Origin of the sequence: Eubacterium sp. AF15-50 (assembly GCF_934835595.1) — a bacterium.
GTDB lineage: Bacteria > Bacillota > Clostridia > Lachnospirales > Lachnospiraceae > Eubacterium_G > Eubacterium_G segne.
Genome location: NZ_CAKVZL010000077.1, coordinates 1 through 10,330, shown reverse-complemented (window position 1 = coordinate 10,330; position 10,330 = coordinate 1). Strand labels below are relative to the sequence as shown.

5 protein-coding genes are annotated in these 10,330 nt (G+C 34.5%); 4 read left to right on the top strand and 1 reads right to left on the bottom strand.

Annotated elements, in window-relative coordinates:
* From Q5O73_RS08490 to Q5O73_RS08475, 4 genes are all read left to right on the top strand, one after another.
* Positions 1-524: potassium transporter TrkG (locus Q5O73_RS08490; protein WP_302669465.1), on the top strand; the 524-nt coding region annotated here is incomplete at its 5' end.
* 213 nt (positions 525-737) lie between these two features.
* Positions 738-2,198: a DNRLRE domain-containing protein gene (locus Q5O73_RS08485; protein ID WP_302669464.1), complete on the top strand. Its 1,461-nt coding sequence runs from the start codon at positions 738-740 to the stop codon at positions 2,196-2,198.
* A gap of 287 nt (positions 2,199-2,485) precedes the next feature.
* Positions 2,486-8,560, top strand: a complete 6,075-nt coding sequence (locus tag Q5O73_RS08480; RefSeq protein ID WP_302669463.1) for an RHS repeat-associated core domain-containing protein — start codon at positions 2,486-2,488, stop codon at positions 8,558-8,560.
* Positions 8,561-8,602: 42 nt separating this feature from the next.
* Complete coding sequence (locus Q5O73_RS08475; protein WP_288933335.1) at positions 8,603-9,412, top strand: hypothetical protein; 810 nt, start codon at positions 8,603-8,605, stop codon at positions 9,410-9,412.
* Between the two features lie 514 nt (positions 9,413-9,926).
* On the opposite strand, the gene Q5O73_RS08470 is transcribed toward Q5O73_RS08475, so the two are convergent.
* Positions 9,927-10,330, bottom strand: a 404-nt coding sequence (locus tag Q5O73_RS08470) for a hypothetical protein (RefSeq protein WP_302669462.1), incomplete at its 5' end; no start/stop codon positions are given.

Sequence of the window (10,330 nt, the reverse complement as noted above, 5' to 3'; positions counted from 1 at the left end):
GAACAGCAGGATTCAATACGGCAGATTTGACTTTACTCAGTGAAGTTGGGCAAATGCTTATCATTATGCTGATGCTCATCGGTGGCTCGCCTGGTTCCACTGCAGGTGGTATGAAAACGACAACTCTTGCAGTTCTCGTTTCATCGGCATTATCTGTATTTAGGAAAAAGGAACACACCCATTTTTTCGGCAGACAAATTCCAGATGGCACTATCAGAAATGCAGCTACAATTTTTTTGATGTATATCGTTTTATTTCTTGCTGGAGGAATGGTAATTAGTAGCATAGAAGATATTCCACTTATGACCGCTTTGTTTGAGACGGCGTCGGCAATCGGAACAGTAGGGTTATCGCTGGGAATAACTCCTGATCTGGGGCTTGTTTCCCATATAATCTTGATTTGCCTGATGTTTTTTGGCAGAGTGGGAGGATTGACCTTGATTTTTGCCACCATTTCTGAAAAAAAGCCTAACGGTTCAAAATATCCTCAGGAAAAAATTACAGTAGGAGAAATACATTATTGATATATATAATAGGAGTGATTGGTGTAATAAGTTTGATTTGCATATTGATAAAATATTAGCAATAATAAAAACGATTCAATACCATAATCCGTTGGAAAAATCAAGTCTTTATTGACGATATAATACATGATACAATCCCTACAATGTCGAATTATTTATATATTCGCACATTTTAACTACTAGATGAAGATTACAGAAATGGAGGGAAAAGTATTGAAGAAGGTAGTAAAAAGATTTATGGTACTTGTATTAGTGATAACATTAGCTACATGTAATACAGGGACTGGCTTTTCATTAGTAAAAGCAGAAGAAAAATTAGAAACAAAAGAAAAAACAGAATTAGGAAGCAATGTTAATAATGAGGGATATTGCAAGCCTGAAGTGGTAGAGGAAATTGTATCAGACAGAACAACAGACTCCACCACTTTTTTGTTGTCTAATGGGATGAAACAGACAACTTATTATTCAGATGACATTTATTTTGAAAATGAAAAAGGTCAGTTATCTGAGTATGATAATGAATTCGTAAAACTTGATAAAAGTGATAAAAAACAGGTTACAGATTCAGTGGAAGTAAAAGGAACAGAAAAGGAAAAATACAGTTATGTAAATAAGGAAGGAGATTCTAAGCAGTTTTTACCAAGCAGATTGTCAGAGAAAACACCAATAGTAATGGCAAAAGAGAACTGCATAGTATCTTTTTCACCGGCAGACGTGGAAGATGAAGATTCAGAAGAAAACATTGTGTCATCAGAAACTGAAAAAGTAAAATTGGATTCAAAGAGTGTGACAAGTGTATATGACGGAAGTAGGGAAGAAAAGAAAGTAATTGCCGGATACGAAGGGGAAAATAAAGCAACAGAACTGTCATATGAGTCATTGGAGCATGGATTAAAGGAAACCATTATTCTAAAAAATAAACCAAAGAGCAATGTTGTTTCCTTTAACATGACATTACAGGGATGTTACGCAAAAGTGGATGAAACAGGTGGTGGAATAACACTGTATTCTGAGGATGATGACATTGTGGGTGGAATGGAAGCACCGTTTATGGACGATGCCACTGAAAATAATTATTCAGAGGAAATACATTATGAATTAATAGAAATAAATGAAAAAGAAGGTGATGTGCACAGATACATTTTAAAACTGGTGATTGATGAAAAGTATCTGGAGAATGCAACATATCCGGTAGCAATTGATCCAACTGTTACATGGAATGGAACAACTGATCTTCCGGAGACATATGTGCTTAACAGTGCTAAAGGCACAAACTATTTTAGCAGTGGAGTAAAGACTTTTTCCGTGGGAAAGGGAAGTCAGGGTGTGTTCAGAACATATTTCAGAGCAAAGTCCCTTGCAAAAACAGTAAAAGATAAATACATAGACAGCGCAACACTTACGGTGTATGAAAACGGTTCAGGCGTAAATGGTTCAACAATATATGTAAAGCCGGCAGCTGCAAGTTTTAAATGTGGAACAGTCACATGGAATAATCAGCCGGGCGGAACAAGTGCAAATCTGGCATCATTTAAGTCAAAGGGCTCAGCAGATGCAAAACATGAAATCAATCTAAAGACATGGGCACAAAACGTGGCAAAGGGATCAGGTGATGGAAACAAGTGTTACGGACTGCTGTTTAAGGCAGGAAGTGATCATCTTCTTCATATGTAAGATTCTATGGAGCAAGAGCATCCGGTCATGTACCAAAATTAAAAGTAGTATATTATGATGCTCCTACAACAGCATCAGCGGTAACAGCCAAGTGCAGTAGTGATGCAAACAGAAGTTACCTAAAATCAGGTGAAAGTTTAAAAGTAAGTTAGGCGGGAATTTCTGCGCATGCGCTTTCTTATGTTCAATATAGAATCACGGACGCAGATGGCAATACACTAAGCGGACATGGATATTCCGCATCAACCAAGATAGGAACAACTGCCTCAGGAAACGCAACAATTAATGTGGGAGACCTGAAGAATGGAACCTATAAGGTTTATACTAGAGGAGTAGACAAGGGAGGAATAACAGGAACAGGAAAAAGTGCAACATTTCACATTGATAAGGCTAAACCTGTTTTTACAAAATTTGTAATTAAGGAAAGTACAAACACAAATACATACAGCGATAGTGAACCTGTATTGGAATATAGTGTGAAGGATGACAATTTTTATTGCGTTCAGGTCAGCGTAAATAACGGAAGTTATAAAAGTTTAAGTGATGACAAAGAAAGTGAAGATGAGGAAATATCAGGTCTGGTGTCCGGACAGGCAAACACAATTAAAGTAAGGGCAGTGGATAAGGCAGGAAACGTAAGTGACGTAAAAAGTTTTACATATTATTACGATGAAGATGCCCCGGTCATAAGTGCGTCAATTAATCCTAATACTAATAGCGAAAAAATGGATAACTCAGAGAAAAAGCCTGTATTGAAATATACAATAAGCGATAAGACATTAAAAAGTTATGAAGTAGAATTAAATGGTGAAAAGATAAATGTTAACGGTTCATCAGGGGAAGTGGAATTAAAGAATGTTGAAGAAGGAGAAAACAACATAAGCATTACTGCAACGGATAAGGCAGGTAATGGAGAAGAACAGGAGTTAACATATTATAGAGACACTGTCACACCAGAGGCAGGGTATGTTAAAGTTATACCAAAAACTGGATTTTTTAATACAAGTAATAAGCTTCCAATTGTTTATTGGAGTGGATTTAGTGATGATAATCTGTCAGAGATTCAAATAAAGATAAATGATGGAGAGTATAAGACCTTGGGACTAGACTCAAGTGGAGAAGGTCAGCTTCAGGGCGTTGATTTTTCAAAGGATGGAAAATACACATTAACTGTAAGAGCAGTTGATAAGGGGGGGAATGTTTCAAAAGAGGTAAGTTGTAACTATTATTATGAAACAGCGGACTATGAACTGGATGATTATACACCCGTAAATGTTTATGCAGTTGAACAGATTGGAGGAAACACAATCCTCAGATTTTCCACAAAGAGCGGAAAGTTCAGAGATGATGTTAAATATCAGGTATATAGGTCTGAAACACCAAATGTGGTAATAGACAATGATACACTTGTAAAGTCATACTCTTCAAAGGGAATGATAAAAGTATCAGGGGAAGAAGGAAAAACTTATTACTACAAGATAAGAACTGTTAAGAAAACAGAAAATGGAAACATTTATAGTGACTGTTCAGAAGAAATATCATCAGGGACAATTGGACTGGAAACAAAGAATAACAGACTTGGAAATAATTCGATGTTTACGTATTCATCCGTTTCAAATCCAAACGGAACAGGACAGATAGAATTGTCAAAAGGAAATTTCCTTTATGAGCAGGATGACATTTCACTTCCGGCAATAAGCATTCCGGTAAAGATAACAAGATATTATAATTCCAAATCGTTAAACAAATCATCCTTTGGATACGGATGGAACTGTGAATATGATGCTTATGTTTCAGAGTGTGATGACAAATATTATTATTCTGATGGAAGCAGGGCAGTCTATACCTTTGAAAAGCAAAACACACCATATATGAGTGAGTGTGTTGAGAATGCTGACATGAAACTGAAAACTGATGATGATGTGATAAACAAAACAGTTGAGAAGACAACAGGTGAAAAGGAAAACCTGGAAATAGATGTGCATTATAAGGTTACTGATAAGACAGGAGAAATATTAAGATTTGATGATGCGGGAAGACTTGTCTTAATTGAAGAAGCAAATAATAACTTTGTTTGTATTTCATACAATGAAAAAGACGGGAAAATCAAATCGGTATCAACAGACAAAGGTCAAAAGGCTGTCTTCTCTTATAATGAAGAGGGACTTGTCAGTAAAATATCAGTTGAGGATAATGCATACGGGTATTCTTACACATATGAGGATTCTCATCTTGTAAAGGCAACATATCAGGGAACAAACGGAAAGAAAATTGAGTATAAATATTCCTATAAAAACGGATTACTGTCAGACATTGTAGATGCAAATGGAAACAGCTACCTGTTAGAGTATAATGCAAATGGAACAATAGGAAAATATGTAAAACCAAATGGAGAACATACTAAATATTCATATGGTTATTCAGAGGGAGAAAAACTTTCCAAAGCAGTTGTTTCATCATACAATGGTTCAGGTGAAGACAAAAAGTTATCCTCAGAGACATACTCTTTTGCAGGGGATGGAAGAGTTACAGAGAAAAAGGATGGAAGTGGCAATGTAACCACATATGAATATGATAAGGAAAAGAAATCCTTAATAACAAACACAGCGGAAAAATCATGTTATTATGCACTGGAAAATAACAAGGTTGTGAAAAAGAATGCAAGCGAAAAGGAGAATACGGAATATTATCCAAATGGAAACATTAAGAGCGAAAAAGATTCATCAGGCAACATAATCACTTATGAATATAATGACACAAGAAATGATTTTACAAAAGTTCAGCCTACACAAAGCATTACTAAAGATTCAAATAACAACATCATTTCAAACAGGAAATATGAATATGATGAAAAAGGTAATATTTTAAAGGAAACGGATTTCGTCGAAAAGAAAATCACAAGGTATGAGTACAGTAAAGACGGAAGTGGTCTGGTTAAAAAGGTCACGGAAACTCTGGTAGAGAATACAAATAATGAGGCAAACGGCATAAAGTTCAGTGTTGAAGATACGGAATACAATGAGGTCGGTGACGAAAAAAATGAAAATTCAGTAGAAGGAACAGTAGAGGAGCAGGTTGAATATACTTATGACAGGTATGGGAATGTAATTGAGGAACTCGATAAGAAATCAGGGAACAAAACACAGTATGAATATGATGATTTCTTTAGAACAATAAAAACAACGGAAACAAAAACTGAAAAGGGAAAAACAACCGTTAAAACAACACAAAGTAAATATGATAATAACGGAAATGTTGTGGAGAGTACTGATGAGTGTGGAAGAATAACAACATACACATATGATTCATTAAACAGAAACAAGACAACAACCCTTAAGGTTGGAAGCGACACAAAGATTACTAAAAATGAATATACATATGGAAGCACAGATGTTTTTGATGGAGTGCAATGCATGGTAGTAAATGATGCGTTCATAACAACAACATATAATGAAAAGGGTGAGGAACTTAGCAAATCTTATGTAGATGGAAACGGAAGAACCGTGAAAGAATTAAGTAACGGATTTTATAGTGATTATACATATGATTCACAGGGAAAAGTCTTTACTACATATGTAAGTGGAATGAATGAGGATGACGTAAGCAAGGTTGTGGGTGAAAAACTTACGGTAACAACATATGATGCAAAAGGAAATCAGACTTCAACAATAACAAATCCTGAGATTACGGGAACACAGTATGAAGTTGGAAATGATTCAATAGTTACAAAGAAAGAATATGATGTAAATGGAAACGTAACAAAGTCTGTAGACGGTGAAGGAAATGTTACATCATATGAATACGATAACCAGGGAAGAGTTACACAAGTAACAACGCCTGAGGGAAATGCCAATTCATACAAATATGATAACATAATAAATGATAAGGAACTTATTAACTTAAAAGGTGTCATTGACAATAAGCTTGTTGAAAGCACAGTTACTGATGCAATGGGAAACATTTCAAGAACATATAATAATGGGGCCGGTCAGACATTAAAAATACTGGACGAAATAAATCAGAAGGATAATTTAGGAAAGGGAATATCCACAGTATATGAATATGATGACAATGGTCAACAGATAAAGGAAACATATGCTGATGGAAGTTATGTACAGTCCGAATACGAAGCATCAACAGGTTATTTATTAAAAAAATCCAAATTTAATAAAAACGGAAAATGTGAAAGCTATACAACATATTCATACGATACAGAAGGAAATGTACAGTCAGCCATTGATTACAAAAATGGTGAATCATACAGACATACATATTATGAATATGATAAATTTGGAAGAAACATTGCTGTTTCTGAAATTAATGCAGGCAGCACTCCTTCAAAAGATGTAATTGAAAAGGCAAAAATAAAGTATGTTTACAATGTTGATGATAACATAGAAAAAATTTATTATCCGAATAATTCAGGAGATAAATTAAAAGGAATAAAGTTTGTATATAACAAGGACAAGTGGATTACTGAAATTGATGGAATATTGTCTGATAAGACAGTTCCAATCAGAAAGTATGAGTATTATAATGACAGTAAAATACAATACATCAGGGATTACAAAAATTTCTTAAGTAATGGAACGGATTACATTCAAAGAGATTATGAATATGATGGTTTTGACAGAGTAACATCAATGAAGTATTATACGAATTCCAATAGGGAAAAAGTACTTGAAAGCTATGAGTATAAATACGACAGAAACTCGAACATTACATATAAACATGAGAAAACCGGTTATGATAATTCATTAAAGGATGAGGAAACAAACTATTCTTATGATAAAGATGGAAGACTTGTGGCCTCTGAAAAAAATAACAGACTGTTATATAAAACAACACGGTGCACCTACAGGTATGATAAGGTTGGAAACAGAACATATGAGTCTGAACTAGAGACTGACACGGTAGCAACAGACCAGTCAAAAACAACAGGTCGTTATTCATATAACAGTTACAATAGCCTGAATCAGTTAACTTCAAGCACGGTAATCGAATGTAAGGACGGTTCAAGTGTTAAAACCTCAAGCAAGTCATATAAATATGATGTAAAAGGAAACCAAATAAGTGCCACGGATACAGGAAACGGAACAGTTACATCTTATGAATATGATGTTGAAAATCAGTTAGTTGATGTTAAAATAGAAAAAGACAATGTTGAGGTAAGCAGACAGCATAATGATTATAACGGTCAGGGACAGAGAATCAGAAAGACGGAAACAACAACGGCAGATGGAAAGTCCATCACAACCACAACATGTTATTATTATGAAGGAAGTGTACTATTATACACAACGGATGATAATGGTAAAAAGACAAGCCAGAACATCATAGGAAATGAGAACAATACATTTGCAGGCATTAGATATTATGGTGGCAGCCAGAGTGAGTATTTCTATTCAAAGGATGTTCAGGGCTCTACAACAGCCATAACAAATGGAAAAGGTGAATGCAGTCAGAGTTACAGTTATACAGACTATGGCGAAACATCAATTGAAACAGATAGTGATTTCTATAATGAAATTTGTTATACAGGTGGAATTTATGATGAATTAACAGGACTTTATTACCTGAATGCCCGCTATTATAATGCAGATGAAGGTGAATTCTTAAGTCAGGACACGTACAGAGGAGCGGAATCAGATGAGAATTCATGGAACTTATATGCATATTGCGCGGGAAATCCTATAAGTTATGTGGATACGAGTGGACATTTTATTGAAACATTGCTTGATGCAGGTAGCATTGTATATTCAGGATATGAATTGATAAATGATCCATCCTGGGGAAATTTAGGTTATTTGGCTTGGGATATTGGTGCTACATTTCTTCCTTATGTACCAGGATCATATGTAGGAAAAGGTGCAAAGGCAGGTATAAAAGCATCTAGAGCAATATCAAGAAGTTCATCTGCAGCTAAAGTATCATTAAAATTCAGGAAGACCAGAAAAATTGCAAAGGCAGGTAAATTTGCAGTTAAAAAGAAAATGGCATTGCGAGCTGCTGAGACAATTTCTGACATTAACAGTATGTCAAAAATTTCAATAGGCGAGTATAGACATTTAAAAAAGTCATATAAAGGAGTTAAAAATGTTGAAGTACATCATATAATTGAAAAACGTTTATTACGCACAATGAAAACGACTTGTAAAAAAGGGGAAATGCTTTCAATACCTCTGTCAAAAAATCTACATAAGAAAATAACAAAAAGATGGAAAAAACAGATAGGATATGGAACTAATTACAGCGGTGTGACCAAGAAAAAATTGTTAGTTGCTTGTGACAAGGTGTATGGAGACATGCCTAAACTTAAAACAATTGCAAAGAGATGGATAGAGGCTAATTATGGAAAATAAAGGAATACTAATAAAGCGTTTAAGAAAAAAGGAGAGACAAAAGTGGAAATTTATGCAGAAATAGCAGTAGGTGTATACCCAGAATTTGCTTACAAACGAGCAGAAGAGGAACGTGAACTTAGAAACAAGTTAAAATCTTATGTGGTAAGAAATGATGGGGAATTGATAGGTGATGTGTATAAAGTAGAATATATGAGTCAACTTTATAATGAAATAATGAAGTTTGGAGAAAATATGGATGAAGTGGATTTAATAATTGAATATTTCTATAAGTACACTGACGAAGAACTTGAAAAGGCAAAAATGTTTTGGTTAAATCCGACAAGAAGTTATATTCAGAGCAAGGATTATAATGACTATCCATGTGATACATGCGGAAGAAGAATACTAAAGGATGTGGACATTATAAAAGTTGGAAAGAAAGTAAAGGGCGGAAGACCAAGAAAAATGTTCAAGTTTGGTGCAGGAATAGAAGAACTGTTATGCGTGTCAGCTGACCTATACAATTATTTCTTAGACAATGGAGTTAACAGTGAGGATTTTAGACCGGTCTATTGCGGTAAAGAAATGCAAGGATATGCATTTACCCCCATAGAAGAATATGACGTTATATCAAGTGTCTATGAATATAGAATATGTGAAAGTTGCGGCAGAGAGTATGCCTTATACGATATTCCAAAGGGCTATCATCCTGAAAAATTCGAATTACGTGAGCTAATAGATTTTTCAGCACACGACGTGTACAAGACTAAAGTATATTATGACAGAGAGCAGAGAATACTGATTAGCCCAAAGCTGTTTAAGCTTATGAAAAATTATATTAAAGATAATGAGTATAAGGCAATATTTTAAACCTAAAATTATTTCACAAATACATGAACGTTTTACAGTTTATCATAAAAAATCATAAAGTGTTATATTGCTCGCAATGCCTGATTAACAAAGGCGTTGCGGGCATTTTTGTAACACTAAATAATGTATGATAAACTGATATAAAATCCCTAGGCTCTTCAGGCAAAGAAGGAGTTGTCACTGGAGGGAAAACATCAATACTTGGGAAAAATATGTTGGCAGAGATGAATGTGTCAAAACGAACAAAGTGGGCAGGATATCAAGCTTAATCTATGAAAAACCTTTGGACAGTGAACTGGAAGAGTGGCAGATTTTTATTTAAGATTTGTATTATAGAATTATGTCAAAAAATTTTCAAGACAAAGATATCGCTTTTTCTGTCCCACTTACAAAAATACAAGAATTTAAAATAAAGAAAATATTAAATGAACAAGAAGGATTTTTGTTGAGGATAGGAGTGGAACAGAGTGTGATATCGACCTGTAATTGTTTGTGTGGCAATTAATGAAAGATATCATTGCAAAATAGGTAAATAGAGATATTTTTTAGTAAATATGGTATATTCATGATCATCGCCAAGATATTGTTTAAAAAGGCTATGTGAAATGTCAAATGCAGAAGCGGCATTCTTATAGTCTTTTTTATTAAGGGAAATAATACCTTGATAAAACATTCCGGTTGTGTAATCAAGATTATTGCATCCAATATAGTCAGTGATTATATCAAGTGCAAATTGTAGTATATTTTCAGCGGTAATATAATCCTTTAGTGATAGTGACTGTTTTACCATATGAAATGTTTGCTGGAGGGTATCGTTTCTTTCCATAATTCCAAGGTATGAAAGAGTCTGTGAAATAAAGTCTGTAAATAGACATTCTATGATAAGTGATGGAGCTGTAAGTTCATGAAATGAGCTTG